The 24,819-nt window shown below is 62.6% G+C and carries 25 protein-coding genes and 2 pseudogenes; 11 read left to right on the forward strand and 16 right to left on the reverse strand.

Annotated features, from left to right (window positions below):
• Positions 1 to 30: 30 nt before the first annotated feature.
• A complete protein-coding gene (locus tag Q8X51_RS18685; protein ID WP_065923943.1) occupies positions 31 to 1,008 on the reverse strand; it encodes a helix-turn-helix transcriptional regulator in 978 nt (325 codons plus the stop codon).
• A 684-nt stretch (positions 1,009 to 1,692) separates the two neighbouring features.
• On the opposite strand from Q8X51_RS18685, the pseudogene Q8X51_RS18690 reads away from it, so the two are divergent.
• A pseudogene (locus Q8X51_RS18690) lies at positions 1,693 to 1,935 on the forward strand (PAS domain-containing protein); the annotation flags it as partial.
• A gap of 15 nt (positions 1,936 to 1,950) precedes the next feature.
• A pseudogene (locus Q8X51_RS18695) lies at positions 1,951 to 2,232 on the forward strand (methyl-accepting chemotaxis protein); the annotation flags it as partial.
• Positions 2,233 to 2,277: 45 nt separating this feature from the next.
• Here the strand turns inward: Q8X51_RS18695 and Q8X51_RS18700 are convergent.
• The gene (locus tag Q8X51_RS18700; RefSeq protein WP_407694815.1) at positions 2,278 to 3,606 is read right to left on the reverse strand and encodes a hypothetical protein; all 1,329 of its coding nucleotides are present in this window, start codon (positions 3,604 to 3,606) and stop codon (positions 2,278 to 2,280) included.
• 291 nt (positions 3,607 to 3,897) lie between these two features.
• On the opposite strand from Q8X51_RS18700, the gene Q8X51_RS18705 reads away from it, so the two are divergent.
• The 4 genes from Q8X51_RS18705 to Q8X51_RS18720 all read left to right on the forward strand — a co-directional run bounded on the left by Q8X51_RS18705 (position 3,898) and on the right by Q8X51_RS18720 (position 7,686).
• Complete coding sequence (locus tag Q8X51_RS18705) at positions 3,898 to 5,397, forward strand: APC family permease (protein ID WP_092359660.1); 1,500 nt, start codon at positions 3,898 to 3,900, stop codon at positions 5,395 to 5,397.
• The gene (locus Q8X51_RS18710) at positions 5,342 to 5,962 is read left to right on the forward strand and encodes a DUF3156 family protein (protein WP_407694814.1); all 621 of its coding nucleotides are present in this window, start codon (positions 5,342 to 5,344) and stop codon (positions 5,960 to 5,962) included. Before Q8X51_RS18705 ends, Q8X51_RS18710 begins: the two co-directional genes overlap by 56 nt.
• A gap of 116 nt (positions 5,963 to 6,078) precedes the next feature.
• Entirely contained in the window at positions 6,079 to 7,041 is a 963-nt protein-coding gene (feaR, locus tag Q8X51_RS18715; RefSeq protein ID WP_027603480.1) for a transcriptional regulator FeaR, read from the forward strand.
• A gap of 15 nt (positions 7,042 to 7,056) precedes the next feature.
• Positions 7,057 to 7,686, forward strand: a complete 630-nt coding sequence (locus Q8X51_RS18720) for a TetR/AcrR family transcriptional regulator (RefSeq protein ID WP_323146656.1) — start codon at positions 7,057 to 7,059, stop codon at positions 7,684 to 7,686.
• A gap of 23 nt (positions 7,687 to 7,709) precedes the next feature.
• Here Q8X51_RS18720 and Q8X51_RS18725 read toward each other — a convergent pair whose 3' ends face one another.
• The 6 genes from Q8X51_RS18725 to Q8X51_RS18750 all read right to left on the reverse strand — a co-directional run bounded on the left by Q8X51_RS18725 (position 7,710) and on the right by Q8X51_RS18750 (position 12,585).
• Positions 7,710 to 8,480: an SDR family oxidoreductase gene (locus Q8X51_RS18725; RefSeq protein WP_065947997.1), complete on the reverse strand. Its 771-nt coding sequence runs from the start codon at positions 8,478 to 8,480 to the stop codon at positions 7,710 to 7,712.
• Positions 8,473 to 9,273, reverse strand: coding sequence for an SDR family NAD(P)-dependent oxidoreductase (locus tag Q8X51_RS18730; protein WP_137212994.1), 801 nt, complete (start codon positions 9,271 to 9,273; stop codon positions 8,473 to 8,475). Before Q8X51_RS18730 ends, Q8X51_RS18725 begins: the two co-directional genes overlap by 8 nt.
• Complete coding sequence (locus Q8X51_RS18735) at positions 9,266 to 10,087, reverse strand: molybdenum cofactor biosynthesis F family protein (protein WP_065923951.1); 822 nt, start codon at positions 10,085 to 10,087, stop codon at positions 9,266 to 9,268. Before Q8X51_RS18735 ends, Q8X51_RS18730 begins: the two co-directional genes overlap by 8 nt.
• An 85-nt stretch (positions 10,088 to 10,172) precedes the next feature.
• Positions 10,173 to 10,832 (reverse strand): response regulator transcription factor, encoded by a 660-nt coding sequence (locus Q8X51_RS18740; protein ID WP_065923952.1) that lies wholly within the window; start codon positions 10,830 to 10,832, stop codon positions 10,173 to 10,175.
• A 57-nt stretch (positions 10,833 to 10,889) separates the two neighbouring features.
• A complete protein-coding gene (locus Q8X51_RS18745) occupies positions 10,890 to 11,255 on the reverse strand; it encodes a cupin domain-containing protein (RefSeq protein ID WP_065923953.1) in 366 nt (121 codons plus the stop codon).
• Positions 11,256 to 11,286: 31 nt separating this feature from the next.
• Positions 11,287 to 12,585 (reverse strand): NAD(P)/FAD-dependent oxidoreductase, encoded by a 1,299-nt coding sequence (locus Q8X51_RS18750; RefSeq protein WP_065923954.1) that lies wholly within the window; start codon positions 12,583 to 12,585, stop codon positions 11,287 to 11,289.
• Between the two features lie 239 nt (positions 12,586 to 12,824).
• On the opposite strand from Q8X51_RS18750, the gene hpaR (Q8X51_RS18755) reads away from it, so the two are divergent.
• Positions 12,825 to 13,247 carry a homoprotocatechuate degradation operon regulator HpaR gene (gene hpaR, locus Q8X51_RS18755; protein ID WP_027603487.1) on the forward strand — a complete coding sequence of 141 codons (423 nt, stop codon included), beginning with the start codon at positions 12,825 to 12,827 and terminating at the stop codon, positions 13,245 to 13,247.
• Positions 13,248 to 13,669: 422 nt separating this feature from the next.
• On the opposite strand, the gene hpaI is transcribed toward hpaR (Q8X51_RS18755), so the two are convergent.
• From hpaI to Q8X51_RS18795, 8 genes are all read right to left on the reverse strand, one after another.
• Positions 13,670 to 14,473 carry a 4-hydroxy-2-oxoheptanedioate aldolase gene (hpaI, locus tag Q8X51_RS18760; protein WP_065923955.1) on the reverse strand — a complete coding sequence of 268 codons (804 nt, stop codon included), beginning with the start codon at positions 14,471 to 14,473 and terminating at the stop codon, positions 13,670 to 13,672.
• A 13-nt stretch (positions 14,474 to 14,486) separates the two neighbouring features.
• The gene (hpaH, locus tag Q8X51_RS18765) at positions 14,487 to 15,290 is read right to left on the reverse strand and encodes a 2-oxo-hept-4-ene-1,7-dioate hydratase (RefSeq protein ID WP_065923956.1); all 804 of its coding nucleotides are present in this window, start codon (positions 15,288 to 15,290) and stop codon (positions 14,487 to 14,489) included.
• 12 nt (positions 15,291 to 15,302) lie between these two features.
• Entirely contained in the window at positions 15,303 to 16,607 is a 1,305-nt protein-coding gene (locus Q8X51_RS18770) for an MFS transporter (RefSeq protein ID WP_065923957.1), read from the reverse strand.
• Positions 16,608 to 16,658: 51 nt separating this feature from the next.
• The gene (locus tag Q8X51_RS18775; protein WP_065947992.1) at positions 16,659 to 17,051 is read right to left on the reverse strand and encodes a 5-carboxymethyl-2-hydroxymuconate Delta-isomerase; all 393 of its coding nucleotides are present in this window, start codon (positions 17,049 to 17,051) and stop codon (positions 16,659 to 16,661) included.
• A gap of 45 nt (positions 17,052 to 17,096) precedes the next feature.
• Positions 17,097 to 17,954 (reverse strand): 3,4-dihydroxyphenylacetate 2,3-dioxygenase, encoded by an 858-nt coding sequence (gene hpaD / locus Q8X51_RS18780; protein ID WP_053139655.1) that lies wholly within the window; start codon positions 17,952 to 17,954, stop codon positions 17,097 to 17,099.
• A 148-nt stretch (positions 17,955 to 18,102) separates the two neighbouring features.
• Complete coding sequence (gene hpaE, locus Q8X51_RS18785; protein WP_169899646.1) at positions 18,103 to 19,563, reverse strand: 5-carboxymethyl-2-hydroxymuconate semialdehyde dehydrogenase; 1,461 nt, start codon at positions 19,561 to 19,563, stop codon at positions 18,103 to 18,105.
• A 5-nt stretch (positions 19,564 to 19,568) separates the two neighbouring features.
• Positions 19,569 to 20,339 carry a fumarylacetoacetate hydrolase family protein gene (locus tag Q8X51_RS18790; protein ID WP_323146652.1) on the reverse strand — a complete coding sequence of 257 codons (771 nt, stop codon included), beginning with the start codon at positions 20,337 to 20,339 and terminating at the stop codon, positions 19,569 to 19,571.
• Positions 20,336 to 21,004 (reverse strand): fumarylacetoacetate hydrolase family protein, encoded by a 669-nt coding sequence (locus Q8X51_RS18795; protein WP_065923961.1) that lies wholly within the window; start codon positions 21,002 to 21,004, stop codon positions 20,336 to 20,338. The genes Q8X51_RS18790 and Q8X51_RS18795 overlap by 4 nt, the downstream gene beginning before the upstream one ends.
• A 161-nt stretch (positions 21,005 to 21,165) precedes the next feature.
• Between Q8X51_RS18795 and hpaA the strand changes: the two genes are divergently transcribed.
• The 4 genes from hpaA (at position 21,166) to Q8X51_RS18815 (ending at position 24,817) form a co-directional block, all read left to right on the forward strand.
• Positions 21,166 to 22,071, forward strand: a complete 906-nt coding sequence (hpaA, locus tag Q8X51_RS18800) for a 4-hydroxyphenylacetate catabolism regulatory protein HpaA (RefSeq protein ID WP_027603496.1) — start codon at positions 21,166 to 21,168, stop codon at positions 22,069 to 22,071.
• 173 nt (positions 22,072 to 22,244) lie between these two features.
• A complete protein-coding gene (gene hpaR, locus Q8X51_RS18805; protein ID WP_407694813.1) occupies positions 22,245 to 22,667 on the forward strand; it encodes a homoprotocatechuate degradation operon regulator HpaR in 423 nt (140 codons plus the stop codon).
• A 168-nt stretch (positions 22,668 to 22,835) separates the two neighbouring features.
• Positions 22,836 to 23,816: a helix-turn-helix domain-containing protein gene (locus Q8X51_RS18810; protein WP_065923962.1), complete on the forward strand. Its 981-nt coding sequence runs from the start codon at positions 22,836 to 22,838 to the stop codon at positions 23,814 to 23,816.
• A 68-nt stretch (positions 23,817 to 23,884) separates the two neighbouring features.
• Positions 23,885 to 24,817, forward strand: a complete 933-nt coding sequence (locus Q8X51_RS18815) for a SphA family protein (protein ID WP_065923963.1) — start codon at positions 23,885 to 23,887, stop codon at positions 24,815 to 24,817.
• Positions 24,818 to 24,819 lie beyond the last annotated feature (2 nt).

Consider the following 24,819-nt stretch of genomic DNA (forward strand, 5'->3'; position numbering starts at 1 on the left):
GAAAAAGTCAGCGCGGGTCAGTGGTGCAGATCAATCAGGCGGGGCGTGCAGCAAATGGGCGATTCGGGCTTTGTCCTTGACCCCGAGTTTGCTGTAGATGGCGCGGATGTGATGGCGCACGGTATTGGGCGACATGCCCAGGTCGCGGGCGACTTCCTTGTAGGTCTTGCCTTCGCCGAAACCCTGGGCCACCGCATTCTCCCGAGGGCTCAGTTGCATCAGCACCGTACGGCTGCGGGCGGCCAGCAGGAGCAGGTCGCCGACCGTCGAGGCCTCGACCTGCAGGTGCTTGCCGTCATAGCCCCCGGCGTCCATCGCGACCGGCAGGCAAGGGCCGGTCCAGTCCGGCCATTCGCTCAGCAGCAAGTCGACGAAGCCACGTTCCGTACAGTGCAGGGTGCCGCGCTGGTCGCACACGGCAAGTGCGAGATTGCGCGGGTGGGTGAGGGCTTCGCGCATGGCGACCAGGGTACGAATCTGATTGGCCGAGACCGCCGCCACCAGGTGCCGCATGAGGTTGTTCAGCAGCAGGCAGTCCTGCTCGGTAAAGCGTGGGGCGTCGGGCGCCCGGTAGAGCGTGAGGTGATCGCTGAGGTGGGTTTGCGGGTCGATGTACACGACGCACAGCAATTCACCGATCGCGTAGCACGAGCCGAGCCAGTTGAGCCCCGGGCCGTTGGCGGGGTTGCGCATGTCGACGATGACCGCCTGCCCCGGCACGTCGTTGACCCTGGCAATGGTCACATCGATATGACGAATCGATTGCCAATCGGCCAGGTAGCTGCGGGGCAGGTTGTAGAGGTAGGAGCTGTGTTCTTCCGGCAGGCCGTCAATCAGCGCAGCCCGGCCCCACCAGGCGCTGTCGAAGGGCAGTAGTTGGCGGATGCAGCTCAGCGCCGCTTCGTGGAAGTGTTCTATGTCTTTGTCCTGCGCCAGGCGTTGGAGCTCCAGTGTCATCGCGCTGAATGCCTCCAGCAGGCTGGCGTGACCATGATCATGACGGCTCATTCGTATGTACCTCTGTGCGACATTTTTATTGTTTTCGTCACGAAGTCATTAAGGGCCGGAACGTCGTTTTGACGTGGGCAGGGCCTGGAGACAAGTATCGACGGGTTGAAAGCCGATCACCATCCTACAGATGCACGATAGCGCCCGACGCAGGGTTTTTTTGGATGGCAGCCACGCGCAAAGGCCTTGCAGGCTCGTACAAGCAATCACGCTCGGTTTGCGATCAGATCCGGGGTTTCGACTCGATCAGAAAGGGCCAGGCCGATGTTCTTCAAGAAAAAACAGCCGATGCAGGACCTTGCCGCCGTCCTCAAGCAACTGCTGGCGGGAGAGGTGTTGGGAACCCAGGCACTGCACGCTTATCCGTCGGTGCAGGCCGACCTGGAGCAACTCGCCACACAACGTGCGCGGGCTGCGCGGCAGTTGCTGTTGCTCGAGGAATCAGCCCGCGATCAGGCTGCCGAAGGGGCGCGCAGCGAACAGGCACTTGCCGTGCTTCGCCGGCAACTGGAGCAGGCCGGGCAGCGTGAACAGGCGCTGGAAGCCGAGTTGCGTGAGCATGCGCAGCGCGCCCTTGCGCATCAACACGAGACGCAGATCTGGGAGCTGCTGCTCTGCACCATGACCGAAGGCTGCTGGGACATCACCGTGGTCAACGGTGACGTGCAGGATCCCGCCAGTCGCATGCGGATTTTCAATCAGTTCCGTCTGCTCCTGGGCTACGCGCCCCATGAGCTGCCCGATGGCTGGGACGCGCAGGTCAGCATCACCCACCCCGATGACCTGCCGAAGATCATGGCGATCTTCGATCGGGAAATCCTTGCGCCTCAGGGCAGCGGTGAGTACGTGTTTGAATACCGGATGCGCCACAAGACCCGTGGCTACATCTGGTGCCGCGAGCGTGGGCGAGCGGTGCGCGATGCCCAGGGGCGTTTGACGCGGGTGATCGGCGCGGTACGCGATATCAGCGACGAGCAGTCGGCGAAGACCACCCATCAACAGCTGCTCGCACACAATCAGGCCACCTACGGCCAGATCGCCACGGTGGTGAGTGTGATCAAGGGCATTGCCGACCAGACCAACCTGCTGGCCTTGAACGCCGCCATTGAAGCGGCCAGGGCCGGCGAGGTCGGGCGCGGGTTCTCGGTGGTGGCCGATGAGGTGCGCAAGCTGGCGGAAAACACCCGTCAGGCGACCCATCAGATCCAGACGATGCTGCATCAGCACGAACGCTAGGAGGGAGCTGCGTTGCGCAGCTCCTGAGGCCGGTCAGAAGGGCACGGCCACCGTCAACTGGCTGTAGAGGTTGGTGCCGTTGCCACCCACTTGGTTACCGCCGGAGTCGGCATCCTTTTTGGGTTGGTAGATGCCCACCAGCGGGCTGATGATCAGGTGGCTGTTGACCGCCCATTCGGCGTACAGGTCCAGCTCCCGGGCGTCGAGGTTCAGCGCGTCGTGTTTGCGCAGGGTATTGAAGTCGAAGTACAGCGCGCCGACCGTCAGGTTCTCCAGGGGCGTCGCCTTGAGGCCGACGTGATGGATGCCGGTATTGCTGTTGAACGGGCCGGCATAGTTGGAGGCGACTTCACCCTGGAACCAGGTGCCATAGCCGGTGCTGAGCCCGGTGAACAGCGGGTCCCATTTTTGCGAGTAGCGCGTGTAGCGGTAGGTCACTTTTGGCGACCAACCGACATCGGCGAAGGTGTAGCCGGCCTCGGCGTACCAGGCTTTTTCCGGCCCCGCGTCTTTGTCTTGCCAGGCGTATTCGAAGGCGAAGCTGGCGTTGTCGATACCGGCGCTGCCTTCGCCGCGCACGCTGTAAGTGTCCAGGCCCTCGCGCTGTTTCTGGAAGTCGCTGGCCCACTGGTCGGTGACGTTCATGCCGTGGACCCAGGTCAGCCCCAGCGTGCCGGCGGCGGCCGTGTAGTCGAGGGTGCCCGCCGCCAGTTCGGTTTCGGCCTGGGCGCGGTTGTCCGACTTGAGCCACAGCACCGAGCCGTGCAGGCCCTCTTGCCCGCCCAGGCGCAGCATCGCCGTGCGGTCGAAGGCGTGGCGTGCCGCGAGGTAATAGGCGCCGCCACGGTTCAGCGCACCGTCAGCCGGGCCTTTGCCGAGGTTGGGGCCGTCGTCGTTGATCAGGAACCCCCGGCCGATCTTGACCACCTGGCGCCCGATGGAAAAATCCACACCGTCCTTGCCCAGCGCCGGAAACAGATCGGCCGAGCGCCATCCCAGGTAGGCGTCTTCGATTTTGGTGGTGCGTTCGCTGCCATCGGTGTTGCCCGCCGCATCGCCGTCGCCCCAGGTGCCGGAGCTGACCCAATTGAGCGCGCCATACGCGGTGCCGTGCCCGGCCAGGCCCTGGTCGCCGCTCACCCCGTACTTGATGAAACCCTCGCGCCAGGTCGAGCCGCCCGCTGTGCCGTCGTAGTTGTGACGGCTGTTGAACAGGCCGTAGACCGCCAGGAAGTCCGCATTCAGGTGGGTGTCCTCGTCGGCGTATAGCTCATAGGCCTGGGCCGGTGAATGGCCGATCAACAGCGCGATACCCAGGCCGACGGCCAAGGATTGCGTGCGTATTTTCAAGGTGTGCTCCATTGTTATAGTCCCCAGCATGGTTAGGTCGAGGGCGCATTAAGATGACCCCAGGCGGAGGAAGTCTTTCACCTGCGTGCCACGCAATTGATCCTGCCCGCCAAGCCGTATGCCTTGGCAGGCAGCAACAAAAGCCACGGCAGACATGGGCAAGACGCTCGGTGCTCGGGAAGTGCACAGTGATTTTGCGCACGATGCCGTTTCGATCAGGGACTGGCTGGGGAGGGCTTTATCGCCGGCTCCTTGAACGGCTCGATGCATCCACTCAGAAATCCGCTTTCGAGGATCCGCACCATGTCGATCAATGACCGACTTACACAGCATTTGAAACGCGGCAGCGTCGGGTTTCCGACCGCGCTGGCCAGCACCATTGGCCTGATCATGGCCAGCCCGGTGATTCTCACCGCGACCATGGGCTTCGGTATCGGCGGCAGCGCCTTCGCGGTGGCCATGCTGATTGCGGTGGTGATGATGCTGGCCCAGGCAACCACCTTTGCCGAGGCCGCGTCGATCCTGCCGACCACCGGCTCGGTCTACGACTACATCAATTGCGGCATGGGTCGTTTCTTTGCGATCACCGGCACCCTGTCGGCGTACCTGATCGTGCACGTGTTCGCCGGCACCGCCGAGACGATTCTGTCCGGGGTCATGGCCCTGGTGAACTTCGAACACCTCAACACCCTGGCGGAGTCCGCCGGCGGCTCCTGGTTGCTGGGGGTGGGGTTTGTCGTGGTGTTCGGTGTTCTCAATGCCTTTGGCGTCAGCGCCTTCGGCAGGGCCGAGATCATCCTGACTTTCGGCATGTGGACCACCCTGATGGTGTTCGGCGTGCTCGGCCTGATCGCGGCCCCGGCGGTGCAGCTGGAGGGCTGGTTCGGCGTATCGCTGGTGGGTACCGACCTGGTCACCATTCTGTCGTTGGTGGGCATGGCCATGTTCATGTTCGTCGGTTGCGAGTTCGTCACGCCGTTGGCCCCGGACCTGCGCAACTCGGCCAAGGTCATGCCCAAGGCCATGATTTTCGGCTTGTTGAGCGTGGCGACCTGCATGTTCATCTATGGCGCGGCGATGAAGCGCCAGGTGGAAAACGTGGTGCTGGATGCCGCCACCGGCGTGCACCTGCTCGACACGCCCATGGCGATCCCACGCTTTGCCCAGCAGGTCATGGGCGATATTGGCCCGCTGTGGCTGGGGATCGGTTTCCTGTTCGCCGGTGCCGCCACCATCAATACGCTGATGGCGGGCGTGCCGAGGATTCTCTACGGCATGGCGGTGGACGGCGCGTTGCCCAAGGTCTTCACTTATTTGCACCCGCGCTTCAAGACGCCGCTGCTGTGCATCCTGGTGGCGATGCTGATTCCGTGCCTGTATGCCCTGTGGCTGGGCGGCAACACCGATAACATCATGCACCTGGTGCTGGCGGCGGTGTGTGCGTGGAGTTTCTCTTATCTGCTGGTGACGCTGTCGGTGGTGATCCTGCGCATTCGTCGTCCGGACCTGCCACGGGCCTATCGTTCGCCGTTCTTCCCGTTGCCACAGATCCTTTCCAGCGTCGGCATCTTGCTGGGCATGTGGTTCATTACCCCGCCGGGCATGAACCCTGCGGACATTTATGTGCCGTTCGGGGTGATGCTCGGGATCACGGCTTCATATGCGCTGTTCTGGACACTGGTGGTACAGAAGGTCAATCCATTCAAGCCGGCTTCGGTAGAAGAAGTGCTGGCCAAGGAGTTTTCCCATGAGCCTGGCAACCCTCACAACCCTTATCTCGAGCAGGCTGCAAAAGCTGTCTGAGCTGTTCAACGCCCAACGGGCCCCGTCCGGTTACCGGCCTGGGGTCACGCTTGAGTACGTGCGGCGCAACCTCGGGCTGGCGAGTTTCACCTCGACGGGGCCTGCCCAGGCAAGGTTTTGCCTGGACGACATCGGCCTTCAGGTCGACGTGGCCGAGCGCACCGAAGCGCAATTGCTGATGCACCTGGTGATGACCGAATTCAGGTTCACGGTGCCCGCCTCAGAGCAGGGCAGTGCGCGCTTTGAACTGCACCACAGCGGGTCGATCCGGCGCACGGGGCTGGCCTGCCGGCAACGGGCGGGAGCGCCGGATTTGCTGGCCAGGCTCCAGGCGGCCTTGAACGATGACCCCGACCTGCATCAAGCGTTGATGGGGCTGGACTTCAAGCGCCTGCACCTCGATTTGAGCGGGCAGCAATGGCACGTACGGCTTGAGCACATGGGCGGCAGCGAGGTGGTCAACCGCATGCCGGCGTTCCGGCGCTACATCCCCTTGAGCGGCGCGCAGCGGGCCGGGCTGCTCACGGTACTGGCGGGTTTGCAGCGGGTATTGGGCGCGCTCTGAGTCGAGCAATTGGCATCATTAGTGCTTCTACAGTCGGTATCACGTACTTGTTGCGCCTATATAGATAACATGTTAACTATTGGCCGACAAAAACAAGAAACCATTGTGGAGATGCCATGAGCACCTATCAGTCTGCGCACTATGGGTTGGAAACCTGGACTCGGGATCTGCGAGCGGCCTGCGGCCATTTCGACACGGAACTGGCCTTCAACCGCTCACTGTTCATCGGTGAGGTGTCCAAGCACTCCCGGGGCGGCCTGTCACTGGCCAACCTGCGCACCAACGCCGGCCTGATCAAACGCGAGCGGCCCAATGCCGATCACGATATGGACCAGCATTGCTTCCTGGTCAGCCAGCGCAGTGGCTATTGCCAGATCACCCAGAACGGCCAGGTCATTCAATTGGCCCCCGGCGATATGCTGCTGATGGACTCCACGGGTTCGATCGAGATCAGCCCGTTTGGCCTTATCGAACATGCCTCGCTGTCACTCTCGCGCAATGAAGTGTGCAAGCAGCTGGGCAGCGCCTCGAAAACCTTCGGCAAGATCTCTTCGAGCAAGGCCTGCGGGCGCATGCTCCACGTGTTGATGGACCAGCTGTGCCGCGAGGGCCTGGAGGGTCAGGATTCGATTGAAGAGGCCGAGGCGCTGCAAGCGGCGTTTGTCTCCCTGCTCGGTTCAGCCTTTGAACTGCATGACGCCCCAGGCGACAGCGGCGTGTCCTTGCAGGGCAGCAACCTGCGCAGTTATGTGCAGAAAGTCATCGACGAGTCCCTGACCCAACCCGGCCTGAGCCCGGTAGGCCTGGCCAGCCGCCTGAACATCTCGGTGCGGCATTTGTACCGCTTGTTTGAAGAACAGGACGACAGCGTCTGCCGCTACATCCAGCGTGCGCGGCTCAAACGCAGCGCGGACGACTTGACCAACCCGTTCCTCAAGAGCGAGTCGATCACCTCGATTGCCTACAAGTGGGGCTTCACCGATTCTGCGCACTTCAGCCGCTCGTTCAAGAAGCAATTCGAGCTGTCGCCCAAGGATTTTCGTTCCACTCATCTGCAGCAAGCGGTCGGTGCGGCATAGGGTATCGATGGATCAATGAAACCGCTCACCCTGTCGGCCCATAACATTTGCGCAGTCGCGGTCGAACACTTTGCCGCTTACGGCTACGACGCTTCATCGCTGAACGAAATCGCGGTCGGGGCGGGCATGCGCAAGGCCTCGCTGTACGCGCACTTTGTCAGCAAGGACGCGCTGTTTCAGACGGTCTTCGAGATTGCCCTGGCCCATGAACATCAGTACATCGCGCAGTGCTTCAAGGAAGAGGCCGGGCACCCCGGCGTGCCTGGGCAATTACACCTTGAGCGGTTGCGCGGGCGCTATGCGGGGTCGGCGCACCTGCGCTTCCTGTTGCGCACGGCCTACTTTCCGCCGGCGGATATTCGCAGCGTGATTACGGCAGGATTTGAGGGGTACCTGGCGAGCATTCGCGAGGATTTCCAGCGTGCCGCGCAAGGACGATACAGGATGGTACGGCCCGAGGCGCTCGAGGTGTTTTGTGACGCTTACCTGGGTATCGTCGACAGCCTGCATGTGGAGCTGATCTATTCGACGCCCCAGGGTTACGTCAAGCGGCTTGCGGCGTTGTCGCAGGTGTTCAGTGATTCACTGTCGCTGCTTGAAGGGGCGAGCGCTATTCAACGGATACACCGCCCCTCCCAGATTTGATCCGGTTTACATCCCGACAGAGGTCACTTCACCTCTGGCAACGTCGAGCCGCCGTCCACCACGATGGTCTGCCCGGTGATGTAGGTCGCCAGGTCGGAGGCCAGGAACAGCATCGCCCCGGCAATATCCTGAGCGGCACCGAGGCGTCCCAGGGGCACGCGGCTGGCGATGTCGGCATTGACCTGGCTGTCGCCCAGGTTATCCATGGCCGGCGTGGCAATCATCCCTGGCTCGACGCCGTTGACGCGCACCTGGTAAGTCGCCAGCTCCAGCGCGGCATTGCGGATAAAACCGTTGACCCCGGCCTTGGACGCCGCGTAGTGGCTGAGCCCCGCATAGGCAACCCGTGGCCCGGTGACCGATGAGGTGACCAGCACGCAGCCACCGCCCTGGCGTTGAAACATCGGCAAGGCGGCCTGGGTCAGCCAGAACAGGGCCGAGAGGTTGACCGCCAGCGTGCGTTCAAGAACGGCCGGGGTGATCTGCGCGAACGCTGTCAACGGAAAGTAGCCGGCGTTGTGCACCAAGATATCCAGGCGGCCCCAGTCCTGTTCTATAGCCTTGATGCCTTCGAACACCGCCGTCGCCTCGGCCAGGTCCAGCGCGATGGCCTCGACCCGGCAGCCGCGCGCACGCAAGCCCTCGGCCAATGCCTGGGCTTGTGCCAGGCGCAGGTCGGCGATCATGACGCGAGCGCCACGCCAGGCGAACGCCTCGACGATGGCCTGGCCGATACCCTGGGCGCCGCCGGTGACCAGCACGGTCTTGCCGCTGAAATCCAAGTCTTCAGGCATGTGCACGCTCCATATGGACGTAAGCCAGTGTGGGCACATCGACGATGCTCGAACCGCCATCGGCGACCACGCTGGCCCCGGTGATGATCGCGGCATCCGGGCTGGCCAGGAAGCGGCACACCTTGGCGATTTCCTCGGCGCTGGCGGGGCGCCGCAACGGCACGTCGGCGCATACGCGGGCATAGGCTTGCGGCAGGGTGTCGCCGTGGAAGCTCATCAACGGCTGCATTTCCTCGTCGGCCATGGGCGTGGTAACCCAGCCGGGACACACCGCGTTCACCCGCACACCGCGTGGGCCGTAATCCCGCGCCAGGGAGCGATTGAGCCCGAGCAGCGCATGCTTGGCAGTGGTGTAGCCGCATACTTCGGGTCCGGCGGCCAGGGAGGCGATGGAGCCGAGCAGCACGATATTGCCGGCGCTTTCGATCAGCAGCGGCAGGCAGGCGCGGGCGCTGTAGAACGCGCTGTCCAGATTGCTGCGCAAGGCCGCCTCCCAGGTGTGTGGGCTGGTCTGGGTGGCGCTGCCCACGCCATGCCCGCCGGCGCAGGCCAGCAGCACATCGAGGCGGCCGTAGCGCTGACCAATCTGCGCAACGAAACCCTCCCAGGTGGCCGGGCAGGCCGCATCGCCGACCAACACCAGGCCGCCGGTGTCCTGCGCAACCTGCTCCAGGGGCTCGCGGCGACGGCCGATGAGCACCAGATTGGCCCCTTCGGCGGCGTACAAGCGCGCGCAGGCGGCACCGATGCCCGTGCCGGCACCGGTGATGACAACGGTGCGTGGATCAGGCATCGGGATACTCCGTGCGGTTGAGCACTTGGCAGTAGGAGCTGACTGGAAAGTTCGACAGCTCATCGAACGACGCACCGGCATAGCCGAAGATCTTGCCGTCGCTGCGGTGCTGTTGCAGGTCGATCAGCACCAGGCCGAGGGTCGGGATGATCTTTTCGCGCCAGACGAACAGGTACAGCTGATCGGCGATCTTGTAGTAGTGGCAGCGATCGGTATCGCACAGGCCTTGCTCCACGCCCTTGAGGCATTGCCAGGCATAGAACTGATCGTTCAGGTAGATGTGCTCGTAGACTTCGCTGGGGCTGTAGCGATACAGATTGCGCAGGCCGGTCAGTTCCTGGGTGGGCGCGTGGGGGCATTGGCCCGGCTGCCAGGGTTGATCCAGGCTGCCGTGCAGGAAGTCCACGTCCACCGAGGTCAGGGCCTTGCCGGCCAGGGCGCGGCTGTAGAGGCCTTGCTCGGTTTGTTCGCGGTCCGGCATGCGCCCGATCACGGCGGTGAACGACGACGTGGTGGTGTCCAGCACCAGGCTGATCGACCAGGCCTGGCCGGCTTCATGCTTGATGAAGTCGACCAGGTACAGGCCCGGGCGGACCGAGGTGGCGCGGTAGGCGGCCGAACCGCTGGAGTGACCGTCGGCGGCGTGCCAGTGCAACTGCTCGGTGTCGAAGCGATGCTCGATCTGCCAGCCGTTGGCGAAGTGCAGGGTGAAGGCCTTGCCGTTGAGGTCGGCAAGGTTGGGCAGGATAAACGCGTCGGGGGCAAAACCATCGGCGAGGGCGCCTACGGTGATCCAGTCGGATGAAGTGGTCATTGCATGGCTCCGGTTGAGGGAATGGACACCCCGGATCATGCGGTTGGCAACCTGGCGCGCCTATCAACCAAAGGGTTGAGGCGGCTTAAAGAAACAGCGCGGCGACCAGTTCGGTACGACTGCTCACACCCGTTTTGCGAAACAGGTGGATCAAGTGGGTCTTGATGGTCGGCAGGCCGACATCCAGCTCCAGGGCCAGTTGCTTGTTGCTCGCACCCTGACGCAATAACCAGGCAATCTGGCGTTCCTTGGGCGTGAGACCGGCCAATGCATCGTCGCAGGGCTGCATATTGGCCACCGCCATTTGCAGCAATGCCTGCAAGGCATTGAGCTGAGCCAGTTGGTCGGGGGTAAACACCCCTTGCTCCGCCGTGCGCAGCAAGGAGATGGCCGCCTGGGGCTGGTCCGCGCGATGGGCCACGATCTCCACCACATCGACCACACCGTAGCGTTGCAGGAAGTCTTGATAGCGGCGGCTGTCACGCAGGGGCTGGCGGGCCATGGCGAACCCCAGCGGCACCACCGCCAGCCCGCTGGACAGGCAATTGCGCGGTTGCAACGGGTCGAATTGGCGGTAGTTGTCCAGGTAGTCGCGGTGCATCTCACCGCTCATGCCTTGCAGCCTGAAATCACGGGCCTGCAACTGGCGGTCCACGCAATAGAACGCTGCCTGGCTGGCGGGCACCAGTTGAGTGAAAGCCTGCAGGCAATGGCCGGCGACTTCCTGAGCGGGGATGGCGTGCATGGTCAGTCACCTGCGCCGTAAAAAACGCTGCCGGCCGAAGCCGGCAGAGGGGAGCGATCAGACTACCGCGAAATAGTGCTTCACAAAACTCTCGCTTACCACCTCCCACAGCACCGGCGTGCCCTTGGTCACGAACCAGCTGTCGCCGGCTTTGTAGCGGGTGCTCTGGCCAGTACTTTCGTCGGTCAGCACCACTTCACCGGTGACCACCGTGGCTTGTTCGGCGAACGGGTAGACCATGCGGAACTTGCCTTGGGTGGTGCCGAAATAGGCGCTGCTGACGGCGTCGGTCGGGGCGCCGAAGGTCATTTTGCCAAAGGCTTTGACTTCGCCTTCGAGGATCTCGGAGCCGAGGTCGGCAACGGTGCCCCAGGCATCGAGGTCCGATAATTGGATGTCTTTCTTCAGGGTGGTAACGGGCATGGCAGTTCTCCTGTGAATGAAACAGCGGGGCTCAACGGCGACCGTTGAAGTAGCCCGAAAGTTGATGAAGGCTTTTGCCGGCCGTGAGCAGCAGCGGGCGGATATGGTCCTTGCCCAGGATCTGCGCATGCTTGACCGCGCTGATCAGGTCGTAGCGCGACGAGCCTTCGCTCATGCCCTCGGCCAAGACCTTGCAGATGATGTGGCTGGGCGTGACCCCGAAGCCGGCGTAGCCCTGCACATAAAAGGCATTCGGGCGCCCGCTGAGCGTGCCGATCTGCGGGAACAGGTTGGCCCCGGTCGCCATCGGCCCGCCCCACGCCAGGTCGATCTTCACGTCCTTGAGGTAGGGGAAAATCTTCAGCATCAGGTTGCGGTTCCAGGCTTTGAGGTCCAGCGGGATGTGCTCGACGAAAGGCGTGGCGGCACCGAACAGCAAGCGGTTTTCGTTGGTGACCCGGTAGTAGTCGATCACCGGGCGAATATCGCTGTAGGCGCCGCGTATCGGGCTGATGCGGTTGATCATCTCGTCCGACAACGGCTCGGTCATCAACTGGAAGGCATAGGTATTGACGGTGGTCTTGTGCAGTTCCGGTTCCAGCTTGTTGAGGAAACTGTCGCAGGCCCACAGCAACTTGGAGGCTTTGACCGAGCCGCGGCCGGTGCGCACGGTGATGCGTTCGCCATAACTGACTTCCAGCGCCGGGCTGTGCTCAAAGATGCGCACACCGTGGCCCGCCAGGGCCTTGGCTTCGCCCAGCAGCAGGTTCAGCGAGTGCACGTGCCCGCCGCCCATGTGCAGCAGCGCGCTGGTATAGGCGTCGGAACCGATGATCTGCTTGACCTCGGACCCCGCCATAAAGCGGATTTCGTCCTTGGTGTTGATCGACTTGAAGTCCTTCTCCCAGGCGCGCAGGGTTTTTTCCTGGCGGGCGTTGAAGCCCATGTAGCCGTAGCCGTGGCAGAAATCGGCGTCGATCGCGTACTTGGCGATGCGATCCTTGATGATGCCGGCGCCCAGCTCGCTGATTTCAAAGATCTGGCGCAGGCCTTCGTCGCCGACTTGTTGCTTGATCTTCTCCAGGTCATGGCCGATCCCCGCCATGATCTGCCCGCCATTGCGGCCCGTGCCGCCGAAACCCAGGTAGCGCGCTTCGAGCACCACAATGTTGGTGATGCCTTTTTCGGCGAGTTCCAGTGCGGTGTTGATGCCGGAGAAACCGCCGCCAATCACCACCACATCGGCTTCCACGTCCTGTTCGAGGGTGGGGAAGCTGAGGTTGTATTTCTTGGTTGCCGAGTAGTAGGTCGGCGTTTCGATATTGATCATGGCGCAGCCTGGAAAAGTGAAGGGAAACGCACTGCAGAGCCGACACGAAGCTCTGTGCCTGTTGGGGTGTATTAAGTGCCTTCCGAGCGGTAGGTGTCTTGATTCTGTGTGCCGCCGCTCTTGACCGTGGCTGCCAATCATCAACCCTGAATCCGGCCGCGCGGTAAAGCCGCACACGGGCAACAATCGCAAATGCTAGAATGTTGTTAATCTGTTAACCAATTGCGACGCCGCCATCCATGTCCAAACCGCGCCAATCCCTGACCCTCACTTTGCTCCATGCGCGTGAAGCCGCCATGGGGTTTTTTCGCCCTTCGCTCAATCAACACGGGCTGACCGAGCAGCAATGGCGGGTCATTCGGATCCTCAGCCAGCATGAGGAGCTTGAGATCAACCGCCTGGCCGAGCTGGCGTGCATTCTCAAGCCGAGCATGACCGGGGTGCTGGTGCGCATGGAAGCGGCAGGCATGGTGGAGCGGCGCAAGGCGCAACAGGACCAACGCCGCGTGCTGGTGCGGCTGGCCGAGAAGGGGCAAGCCTGTTTCGACTCAATGAGCCAGAGCATGGAAGCCAATTACCAGCGCTTGCAGGCGGGGTTTGGCGAGGAGAAGTTGCAGACGTTGCTGACCTTGCTCAACGAACTGAAAACCCTCAAGCGCTAGTTAAACTACCCCCGTGGATACCGTCTTATCCAACACCGCGCAAATCCTACGAATGCCAACCCCCCACCAAGGTCTCCCCCCGTAGCAGCTGCCGAGCGCAAGCGAGGCTGCGTAGGCCGCGCTGCCGATTCAGGCTCGAGTCGCGGCCGACGCAGCCTCGCCGAGGCTCGACAGCTGCTACGAATGCCACGGTCTCCCCCCGTAGCAGCTGCCGAGCGCAAGCGAGGCTGCGTAGGCCGCGCTGCCGATTCAAGATCGAGTCGCGCTCTACGCAGCCTCGCCGAGGCTCGACAGCTGCTACGAATGCCACGGTCTACCCTCGTAGCAGCTGCCGAGCGCAAGCGAGGCTGCGTAGGCCGCGCTGCCGATTCAGGCTCGAGTCGCGGCCGACGCAGCCTCGCCGGGGCTCGGCAGCTGCTACGTTAGTAGACGCCGCCGGCCGCGCTGTCAGGCGCCGGTGAATCCTTGAAGGCCGCCGCCAGGCTTTGCAGCCCGCGCATCAGCACCGTGGTGTCGACGCCCACCGCCACGAACGCCGCGCCCAGTTCGATGTAGCGCCGCGCCAGTGCCTGGTCGGCGCTGAGAATGCCGGCGGCTTTGCCGGCGTTGCGGATGCGCGCGATGGCGTCTTCGATTGCCGCCTGCACCTCGGGGTGGCCGGGGTTGCCGCGATGGCCCATCGACGCGCTCAGGTCCGCCGGCCCGATAAACACCCCGTCGACGCCTTCCACCGCCGCAATCGCCTCCAGGTTGGCCAGGCCCTCGCGGTTTTCGATCTGCACCAGCAGGCACATCTGCTCATCGGCGTGGTCGAGGTAACCGGCAATGCTGTTCCAGCGTGAAGCCCTGGCCAGCGCACTGCCGACGCCGCGCACGCCCTTGGGCGGATAATGGATGGCTTTCACCAGCGTACGCGCCTGTTCTGCGCTCTCCACCATGGGCACCAGCAAGGTCTGTACGCCAATGTCGAGCACTTGCTTGATCAACGCGGTGTCGCCGATCACCGGGCGAATCACCGGCTGGCTGGGGTAGGGCGCCACGGCCTGGAGCTGGCCGAGCATGCCGCGCAGGTCGTTGGGCGCATGTTCGCCGTCGATCAGCAGCCAATCGAAACCGGCGTTGGCGGCCAGTTCCGCGCAATAGGCATCGGCCAGGCCCAGCCACAGGCCGATCTGGGCTTCCCCGCTGCGCAGGCGATGTTTGAAGGTGTTGACAGGCATGTCCATGAGCACTCTCCGGTTAAACGAATCGGCAGGCAATCGAACCCAGCATGTCGTAGTCGACATGGAAGGTATCGCCAGGGTTGGCCGCCACCGGACGGGTGAAGGAGCCACCCAGGATGATTTGTCCGGGTTGCAGGGTGACGTCATAGGCGGCCAGTTTATTCGCGAGCCAGGCCACGCCCTTGGCCGGGTGATTGAGCACGGCGGCGGAGACGCCGGACTCTTCGATCACGCCATTGCGGTAGAGCACCGCGGGTACCTTGCGCAAGTCGATCTCGGTGGGGCGCACGGCCCGCCCGCCCATGACCACGCCGGCGTTGGCGGCATTGTCGGAGATGGTGTCGAAGACCTTGCGGGTCGCCTTCGTGTGCGGGTCGACCTGCTGGATGCGTGCATCGATGATCTCCAGTGCCGGGATCACCCATTCGGTGGCGTCGAGCACGTCGAACACCGTCACGTTCGGGCCTTTCAGCGGTTTGCCCAGGATAAACGCCAGCTCCACCTCGACGCGCGGCACGATAAAGCGCTCGAAGGGGATGTCGGTGCCTTCATCGAAGAACATGTCGTCCAGCAGCGCACCGAAATCCGGCTCGGTGATATTGGACGAGACCTGCATGGCCCGGGAGGTCAGGCCGATCTTGTGGCCGACCAGCTTGCGCCCGTCCCTGATTTTCTGTTCCACCCAGGCGCGCTGGATGGCGTAGGCGTCTTCGAGGGTGATCGCCGGGTGATCGAGGGAAAACTGACGCACCTGTTCGCGTGAACGTTCGGCCTGGTCGAGGCGCGCGGCGGCTTGCAAAATGAGCGATTGATCAAGCATGGCAAGAGTCTCTTATTGAGGGTTGACGATGGCTGCCCGGGTGCGCAGCACCAGCAGGCCACCGAGAGCAATCAGCAGCGCCAGGACGTACAGGGCCAGGCTGGCGCTCTGGGTGGTGTCGCGCATCCAGCCGATCAGGTAGGGCGCGAAGAATGACGCGATGCTGCCGAACGAGCTGATCAGGGCGATCCCGGCGGCCTGGGTGTTATTGGAGAGGAACGCGGGAGGCAGTTGCCAGAACATCGGCAACGCCGCGCTGGCGCCCATGCCGGCGACGATCAGGCCGCCCAGCACCACGGCCGGGTTGGCGGGGGCGAGCCCGGCGATGGCAATGCCCACGGCCGACATCAGCAAGGGCACGCACAGGTGCCAGCGGCGTTCACGCTGGTGGTCGGATGAGCGCCCGCAGCCAATCATGAAAAAACACCCGGCCAGGTACGGCACCGCACTGAGCAGGCCGACCTTGCCGTCGCTGCCGATGCCGGCACCGTGGATCAGCGTCGGCATCCAGAACGCCAGGGTGTTGACCGCCAGCATCACCGCGAAGTACACCGCCACCAGCAGCCACACCTGTGGGTTGCGAAGAATCGCGGAGAACGAGGTGATGGATTTGCGGTGTTCTTCCTGGTGCAGTTGCTCGCGCAGGTGTTGCTTCTGTTCCGGCGCCAGCCACTTGACCGTCTCGAAGCTGTCCGGCAGGCACTTGAGCACCACCAGCCCGAGCAGAATCACGGGGGCGCCTTCGATGACGAACATCCATTGCCAGCCGCGCAGGCCGCCCAGGTCGTGGAAGTGTTCAAGGATGCCGCCGGAAAGCGGGCCGCCGATCACCCCGGCCATCGGTACTGCGATGGCAAACAGGGCGGTGACTTGCGCGCGACGCCCGGCCGGGTACCAGCGGTTCAGAAACACCAGGATGCCCGGGAAGAAACCGGCCTCGGCCACCCCCAGTAAAAAGCGCAGCACGTAGAAGCCCATGGCGCCGTCGATCAGGAACATGCAGGTCGACAGCACGCCCCACACCACCATCAGCGTGGCAATCCACCGCCTGGGGCCGACACGGTCCAGGGCCATGTTGCTGGGGACGCCAAACAACGCATAGGCCACGAAGAACAGGCCGGCGCCGAAGCCATAGACGGTGTCGCTGAAGTTCAAGTCCGCGCTCATCTGCATCTTGGCGAAGCCGATGTTGATGCGGTCGAGATGGGCGAAGAGGTAGCAGATCAGCAACAACGGCATCAGCCGCCAGGTGATGGTGCTGTGGGTACGGTCGCGTGCGACCTGGCCGAGGGGGGCGGCGGTATGGGCTGTGCTCATGGTTTTATACTTTTTATCTGAGAGGCCGAGGGTGTGAACGGGCAGGGTGCTTTAGCCGACCTGCGCCTTGAGGAACGCATGCACGTTGTTCTGCTTGAAGTTGAGCTGCTCGTGCAGTTCGATCATTTCAAATGACAAGGCCAGCAGGCGCTGGGCCTGAAGATCGGCGAAGTGCTGGGTGATGACCTCGAACAGGCGCTCGGCGACGTGCTGCCGTGTCGCCAGGTCGCGGCCATGGCCGACCTTCAACGTCATGTGCACGAACGCGTAGTCATGCTTGCCGTCGGCCATGCGCCAGGTGTCCAGGCGCACGCCACGGCTGCGGATGCCGCCCAGGGGAAACACGCCGCTGGCGCCCAGGCTGGCGTGGACTTTTTCAAACAGGCCCGGCAGGTCCGCCTGCTGTTCAATGTTGTCAGTGTATTCAGCGATGAAGTGAGGCATGAACGGCTCCTTCAGGCCGCGCGGGGATGCCGCGCGGCCATGCGGTCAAACAGGGAAAATGGCGTTGATCTGCCCGGTGCCCGAGCTGCCGAAGGGCGCGGTGATGATCTCGGCCGGCTTGTCGTAGTCCGGCCCGCCGAGCAAACCCAGGAGCATGGCGGTGTCGTGCATCTTGCCTTCGCCAAAGCAATGCTCGGCGTAGTCCGGGAGCATGGCGCAGAACTCTTTCCAGCGGCCCTGGCGCCACAGTTCCACCACATGCAGGTCGACCTGCTTGTCGAATTCACGGGTCCAGTTATGGATATTGGCTTCGGCATTGCGGTCGTCGGAGAAGCGGTGCGACAGCGAACCCGAGGCCAGCACCACGACTTTGCGGTCGCTCTTCTCGATGGCCCGGCGCACGGCGGCGCCGAAGGTGAAGCTGTCTTGCAGGCGATGCCAGGCACACCAGGCGGCAATCGAAACGACGTTGAAGGTCTGCTCGTCCGGTACGCCCATGTGCATGTAGCGCATCGGTACCAGGGTGCCGTATTCCAGCTCCAGGCTCGGGATGTTGTGGGCCAGGGTACGCACGTCGGCGGCATTGGCCTCGGCGGCGATCAGCTCGCCCAGCTCCGGGCAGCCGGGGTATTCGTACGCCATGTTCTTGATGAAGTGCGGCAGTTCGTTACTGGTGTAGATGCCCTTGAAGTGCTCGCCGCTGTTGACGTGATAGGCGCTGTTGACCAGCCAGTGCACGTCGAACACCACGGCGGTATCGGCGCCCAGCTCGCGGGCGCGCCGACCGATTTCCTTGTGCCCGGCAATCGCCGCTTCGCGGCAGCCGTGGTGCTTGCCAGGCAGCTCCGACAAATACATCGAGGGTACGTGGCAGATCTTTGCTGCCAGAACTACTTCGCCCATGATCATTCTCCTGAGTATTTATTCTTTTGTAGGAACGAGCTTGCTCGCGAAAAACATCAACGATAACGCAGCACTTCTGTTAGCCGGCGGCGCCTGCGGATTCTTCGCGAGCAAGCTCGCTCCTACAGGACGCGTTGTTGTGTCCGGGTTACACGCCCCAGCGTGGAATGTGATGGCTGCCCATCGAGATGCACACGTTCTTGATCTCGGCGAACACTTCGAAGCTGTACTGGCCGCCTTCACGGCCGGTGCCGGAGCCCTTCACGCCGCCGAACGGTTGGCGCAGGTCGCGCACGTTCTGGCTGTTGATGAACACCATGCCCGCTTCGATGCCATAGGCCAGACGATGCGCCTTGCCGATGTCCTGGGTCCAGATGTAAGACGCCAGGCCGTATTCGGTATCGTTGGCCAGTTGCAAGGCTTCGGCTTCGTCCTTGAACGGGATCAGGCACACCACCGGGCCGAAGATCTCTTCCTGGGCGATACGCATGCTGTTGTTCACATCAGCGAACACCGTGGGCTGGATAAACTGGCCTTTGCTCAGGTGCGCCGCCAGGTTGGCCGGACGCTCCAGGCCACCGGCGAGGAGGGTGGCGCCTTCTTCAAGGCCGATCTTGATGTAACCGGTGACCTTGTCGTAGTGGGCCTGGGTGATCATCGAGCCGACCTGGGTTTTCGGGTCCTGGGGGTCGCCGACGATCAGGCGTTTGGCGCGCGCGGCAAACTCGGCGACGAACTGCGGGTACACGCTTTCCTGGATAAAGATCCGGCTGCCGGCGGTGCAGCGTTCGCCGTTGAGCGAGAAGATGGTGAACAGCGCGGCGTCGAGGGCACGTTCCAGGTCGGCGTCTTCGAAGATCAGCACCGGCGACTTGCCGCCGAGTTCCATGGAATACTTTTTCAGCCCTGCGGTCTGCATGATTTTCTTGCCGGTGGCGGTGCCGCCGGTGAAGGAAATCGCGCGCACATCGGGGTGGCGCACCAGGGCGTCACCGGCGGTCGCGCCGTAACCCTGGATGACGTTGAGCACGCCTTTTGGAATCCCGGCCTCCACCGCCAGGCGCCCCAGTTCGTTGGCGGTCAGCGGCGACAGCTCGGACATTTTCAGCACCGCGGTATTGCCCAGAGCCAGGCATGGCGCGGTCTTCCAGGTGGCCGTCATGAACGGCACGTTCCACGGCGACACCAGCGCGCAGACACCCACCGGCTGGTACAGGGTGTAGTTGAGCATCTGGTCATCGACCGGGTAGCTGTGGCCGTCCATGCGCGTGCAGACTTCGGCGAAAAAATCGAAGTTGTGCGAGGCGCGGGGAATCAACACGTTTTTGGTCTGGTGAATCGGCAGGCCGGTGTCGAGGGTTTCCAGCTCAGCCAGGTGCGGCACGTTCTGTTCGATCAGTTCACCCAGCTTGCGCATCAAGCGCGCACGTTCCTTGGCCGGGGTGCCCGCCCATTTCGGGAAGGCTTCCTTGGCGGCGGCCACGGCTTGCGCGACTTCCTCGGCGCCACCGCTGGCTACTTCGCCGATGGCTTCGCCGGTGGCCGGGTTGTAGTTGACGAACACGTCTTTGCTTTCGACCTCACGGCCGTTGATCCAATGTTTGATCATGCTGCTCAAGCCTCTTTACGGGCGCTGAAGAACGCCGCTTCGCTGACAATTCGGTTAACCAGGCGGCCTACACCTTCGACTTCCACAATCACTTCATCGCCAGGCACGACGTCGGCCAGGCCTTCGGGCGTGCCGGTGGCGATCATGTCGCCGGGTTGCAAGGTCATAAAGCTGGACAGGTATTCGATCAGGTAGGGAATGTCGAAAATCATGTCCTGGGTGCTGCCTTCCTGGCGCAGCTCGCCGTTGATCCAGGTGCGCAGTTTCAGGTTGCTCGGGTCCGGCACATCGGCCACATCGACGATCCACGGGCCGACGGGCGTGGTGGCGTCGCGGTTTTTCACGCGCAGGTTGGGTCGGTAGTAGTTTTCCAGGTAGTCGCGAATGGCGTAGTCGTTGCACACGGTGTAGCCCGCCAGGTAATCCAGGGCGTCTTCGCGCTTGACGTTGCGCGCCGGCTTGCCGATGACGGCCACCAGCTCGCACTCGTAGTGCATGTAGGCGACGTTATCCGGGCGCCAGGTCACCTGGTTGTGGCCGGTGTACGTGCCCACGGACTTGATGAAGGCCAGGGGTTCGGTCGGCGGCTTGAAAGCCAGTTCAGCGGCGTGGTCGGCATAGTTCAGGCCCAGGGCGAACATGCTGCCGGTCGTCGGTGGCAGCCATTGCACCTGGTCTTCGGCCAGCAGGCGACCGTCGGCCAGGCGCACGGCGTTTTCAGCTTCGACCTGTACCGAATGGACTTCACCTTCAAAGCGAATACGGGCGTGTTTCATGAGAGCTCCTCTGCCTTGATGTGGTTGACCAGGCGGCCGAGGCCGCTGATCTCGACCTCCACGGTGTCGCCGGGCTGCACATCCACCCGGCCTTCGGGCGTGCCGGTGATCAGCACATCGCCCGCGTGCAGGGTCATGAATTCGCTGATCTCGGCGATCAGCAATGGAATATTGCGCACGAAGTTGGCCGTGGTGTTGTGCTGGCGAACCTCGCCGTTGACGTACAGGGTGATCGCGAGATTGTGCGGGTTCGACACCTGCCCTGTGGGTATCAGCTCGGGCCCGATGGCGCAGAACCCATCGCGGCATTTGGCTTTGACGGCGGGGCGGTAGTAGCTGTCTTCCGGCAGGCTGAACTCATTGACGAGGGTGTAGCCGGCCACGTAGTCGAGGGCTTCATCTACGCTGACGCGGCTGGCGCTCTTGCCCATCACCACCCCCAACGCCGGCCCAGGTTGCAGGCGTTCGCCCTGGCCGGGATGCACCACCTCGGCGCCGTGCTGGTTGCGGGTGTTGGGCGTCTTGATGAACAGCACCGGCTTGACCGGCGGTTTCTGGTACGGCGGCTGTTCGAATTCGGCGAGGCGCTGCTTGAGCAACCCCTGGTAGTTCAGCGCGACACCGAAAAGGGTGCCGGTCGCGATGTCATGCAAGGCACGGCTCATGGGTTCTCCTGGCAGGGCCATGGCGGCCTTGCATTTAGTTAATGTGTTAACAGTTATAATTAAGATGTTAACTATCGTCAAGGGTGTAGACTGTCCACGGGGTGCTTGCAGGGTGAGCACCGCTGCATCAGGGCAATCACAATAAAAACGAGTAGCGTGCGATGAGCGACCGTCAACCCATCCCGAACATCAACATTGGCCAGGTGTACGACCAGCGCTACAGCGACGCCGAAGTCCATTACGACAAGCTGGCCAACCTGGCGGATTTTTTCGGGCGCAACATGCCCGTTCACCGGCATGACCGGTTCTTCCAGGTTCACTACGTAAAAAGCGGCACCGTGCGCGTGTACCTGGACGACCAGCAATACGTCGAGTCCGGGCCGATGTTCTTCCTCACGCCACCCACGGTGCCGCACTCGTTTGTGACCGAGGCCGACAGTGACGGGCATGTGCTGACGGTGCGTCAGCAATTGGTGTGGCAACTGATCGAAGCCGACGCCAGCCTGGCGCCGGCCGGTGTGCAATTGCCGGCCGCGTGTGTCGCCCTGACGCAGTTGGCGCCGCAATACGCGGGCGATATCCGCCGCCTGGATTATCTGTTCGAGGAACTGCGCGAAGAGGTAAAAGCCCAGCGTTCCGGGCGCAGCGCAGCCCTGGATAGCCTGACGCGGTTGATCATGATCAGCCTGTTGCGGCTGTGTTCGAACTCGTTGAAAGCCACGCCCGCCCGCCACGAAGACTTGAAAATCTTCCACCGCTTCAACGAGCTGATCGAAGCGCACTACCAGCAACACTGGCCGTTGTCGCGGTATGCCCAGGGCATTGGGGTGACAGAAGCACGGCTCAATGATGTGTGCCGACGCATTGCCGACTTGCCGTCCAAGCGCCTGATCCTGGAGCGCCTGATGCAGGAAGCCAAGCGCCTGCTGCTGTTTACCGGCAGCTCGGCCAACGAGATCTGCTATCAGCTGGGGTTCAAGGACCCGGCCTATTTCAGTCGTTTTTTCCAGCGTTACGCCCAGCTCACTCCGGGGGAGTACCGCCAGCGCCAATCGGGGTTGCGTTGAGCCAGGCATAAGGTAGGTCTTGTTGATCTTGTGCGGATCATCATGAGCATCGCCGCGGTGCAACAGAATGGCTTTTACGCCGAACCGATTGTACTTTTCACAGCCCCCAGGCCGCTTGCAGCGGTTGGCCGGCGACACTAAGCTGCCGACTCGCCCATCCAATTGGTGCCGATATGGCCAACCCCAGACCTTCGCTGACCCTGACCCTGCTGCAAGCCCGTGAAGCCGCAATGGCGTTCTTCCGCCCGGCGCTGAACGAGCATGCACTGACCGAGCAACAGTGGCGGGTCATTCGGATCCTGCGCCAGCAGGGCGAACTCGAAAGCCACCAGCTCGCCCAGCAGGCCTGCATCCTGAAACCGAGCATGACCGGAGTGTTGACCCGCCTGGAGCGCGACGGCCTGGTGCGCCGGCAGAAGTCCAGCCAGGATCAGCGCCGGGTGTTCGTGGGCCTCACCGAGCGCGGCCAGCAGTGTTTCGTCTCCATGAGCGAAGGCATGGAAAGCAACTACCAGAAGATCGAAGAGCAGTTTGGCGCCGAGAAGATGGAGCAGTTGCTGGGCTTGCTCAATGAGCTGAAAAACATCAAGCCTTGAACGCGCCAATATTTCATTAATAGGTGAACATCTTTGCCCGTAGAGGGCATCGCGGGCGCACATCCTCACTATCCATTTTCGGCACACATGCACGAGCTGCCCCGGGTTCGGAATGGAACTTGCGTGCGATACGACCTGTAAGCCTTGCAACTGAAAAAGGTTGGGTCAATGAACAATAATAATGTACTGATGCCTGCGGCCTCGGTGGTGCTTCCACCGGCGTTACCCCTCCAGCGTTTCCTGACCAGCGACATCGATGAGCACGCTCGCAATATGGGCGGCTGGCAGGTTCGCTACGATCAGTTGTCACCCGGCTCCTTTGCCGGTGAGTTGCTGGAGTTCCGCTCGGACTGGATGCAACTGGTGCGCGACCGCTCTAATCAGGCCATGGTCAAGAGTGGTGTGGCCTGGAAAGGTGCGATCACCTTCAGCATTCCCTTGAGTGCCGACGGCCCGGTGTATTGCTCGGGGCATCCGATCCACGAGCCCAGCCTGTTGGTGGCCCACGGTGAAAACCTGCCCGAGCTGCACACTCCACAGCACTTGGACCTGCTCGGCGTGGCCATCGAAGAGCACGCCCTGGAACATGTGCTGGAGTGCCAGGGCATTCAATTTCGAATTACCGATCTTCCCAGGTGTTACCGCTTGGGTGATTCATCCGTGCAACGTGACCTCGCGGCGTTGTTCGATGAGCTGGCGGGCTGTGATGCCGTGCTCGGGCATGACTCGATCCGCCGCGGCATCCGCGATGCGGTGATGCTGCATATGCTGGAGTTGATCGCCCCGGACCAGGCGCCACCCCTCAACCCCACGGCGCGCAAAAGGATGGTCGATCGCGCCCGCGAATATGCATTGAGTCACCTGGACGAGCCGCTGTCGATCCTCGACCTGTGCAACCACATCGGCGCCAGTCGGCGCAAACTCCAGTACTGTTTTCAGGAGACCCTGGGCATCAACCCGGTGGCCTATCTGCGGGCACTGCGCCTCAATGCGGTGCGCCGCGAACTGAGAACCAGCACCCAAGCCCACGGCGTACAGGAAGTGGCGGCGCGCTGGGGCTTCTGGCATTTGAGCCGGTTTGCAAGCGATTACCGCACCATGTTCGGCGAAAGCCCTTCCCAGACCCTGCGTCGCACGCAACTCTGCTGAAAACGGATAACCGCCGCACTCTGCGCGTTACTAGGATGGCCCACACCACTTGATGGGAGGGGCATTCGATGATTCACCACAATAATGCAAGCGCCACACGCATGACGCTGTTCACCCTGGGGCTGCTGGGTTGCTGCGCCAGTGTCCAGGCCACCGAGAACGGTGCGCCGACCACCGCCGTCGGCGTGTACGATTTCGGCGCGGGGATGATGCCGCCGGCCACGCCGTTCGGGACCGTGGGGCTGCGCACGGCGTTTTACTCGGCCAATGTGCAGAAGGACCGTAACGGTCGCTCCGTCGACAACCACTTCTCACTGGATGTGTTGTCCATCGGCGTCGCCTACATGCGCATGACCGATCACACGGTGCTGGGCGCCAACTATGGTTTCGGCGTGGTGGTACCTTTTTTCAAGATGGACGCTTCCGTCAAGGTGCCCACACCGGTGGGTCCGCTGAGCCTGGAAGCCGATCCGTTTCGAATGGCCGACATGCAGTTTCTGCCGGTGATCCTGCAATGGAATCTGTCGCCGAACCTGTTTATCAACACGCAACTGCAGATCCAGGCGCCCACCGGTGACTACGACAAGAATCGTTTGATCTCCCCAGGGCTCAATCACTGGACGTTCTCGCCGATCGTCAACGCCACCTACATCACCGACAGTGGTTTCGAGGTTTCTTCCAGCTTTGAGGTTGACGTCAATACCCGCAACCCCGCGACCGACTACAAGAACGGTGTCGAATACCGCCACGAATTTGCCGTGGGCCAGCATGTAGGGCCGTGGACCCTGGGCCTGGGTGGTTACTACTACCGTCAGTTCAGCGATGACGACGCGCCAGGGCTGCAATCGGGCAACCGGGCGCGGGTGCTGGCTGTCGGGCCGGCCGTGAGTTACTTCAAGCCCGGCCTGCCGCCCATTTGGCTGCACGCCTACAAGGAAACCGATGCCCGCAACCGTGCCGAGGGTTACACCGTGGCACTGCGCATTTCTCAAAGTTTCTAAGG

The sequence above is a fragment of the Pseudomonas sp. Yb2C2 genome, assembly GCF_052112325.1.
Lineage (GTDB): Bacteria > Pseudomonadota > Gammaproteobacteria > Pseudomonadales > Pseudomonadaceae > Aquipseudomonas > Aquipseudomonas marginalis.